The sequence below is a fragment of the Streptomyces sp. UNOC14_S4 genome, from assembly GCF_020740835.1.
Taxonomy (GTDB): domain Bacteria; phylum Actinomycetota; class Actinomycetes; order Streptomycetales; family Streptomycetaceae; genus Streptomyces.
Window position 1 is genome coordinate 1 of record NZ_JAINFC010001063.1, and the last position, 555, is coordinate 555.

Sequence of the window (555 nt, forward strand, 5' to 3'; positions counted from 1 at the left end):
CGGCTGGAGGCGAGTCCGGTGGCGATGGCGGGGGCGCGGCCGTGGATGGAGTGCATCCCGTAGGTGTTCATGTAGTACGGGAAGCGGGAGGAGCAGCCGATGCCGGAGATGAAGACGATGTTCTCGCGGGCGAGGCCGAGAGAGGGCATGAAGCCTTGTACGGCGGCGAGGATGGCGTAGTCGCCGCAGCCGGGGCACCAGCGGACTTCCTGGTCGGTCTTGAAGTCCTTCATGCTCTGGGGCGTGTCGGTCTTGGGCACGAGGGAGAGTGCCTCAGTCATCGATGGCCTCCTTGAGCACGGCGGCGAGCTGTTCGGCCTTGAAGGGCATGCCGGAGATCTGGGTGTGGGAACGGACGTCCACCAGGTACTTCGCCCGCAGGAGCGTGGCGAGCTGGCCGAGGTTCATCTCGGGGACGATCACTGTGTCGTACGCGGCCAGGACCGTGCCGAGGTTGGCGGGGAAGGGGTTGAGGTGGCGCAGGTGCGCCTGGGCGATGCGGCCTCCGTCACGGCGTACGCGGCGGACGGCGGCGGTGATCGGGCCGTAGGTCGA

Annotated in this window: 2 pseudogenes; both read right to left on the reverse strand. The window is 67.7% G+C overall.

Annotated elements, in window-relative coordinates:
- Positions 1–281: pseudogene (locus K6I34_RS37900) on the reverse strand (2-oxoacid:ferredoxin oxidoreductase subunit beta); the annotation flags it as partial.
- Positions 274–555: pseudogene (locus K6I34_RS37905) on the reverse strand (2-oxoglutarate ferredoxin oxidoreductase subunit alpha); the annotation flags it as partial. The pseudogenes K6I34_RS37905 and K6I34_RS37900, both read right to left, overlap by 8 nt.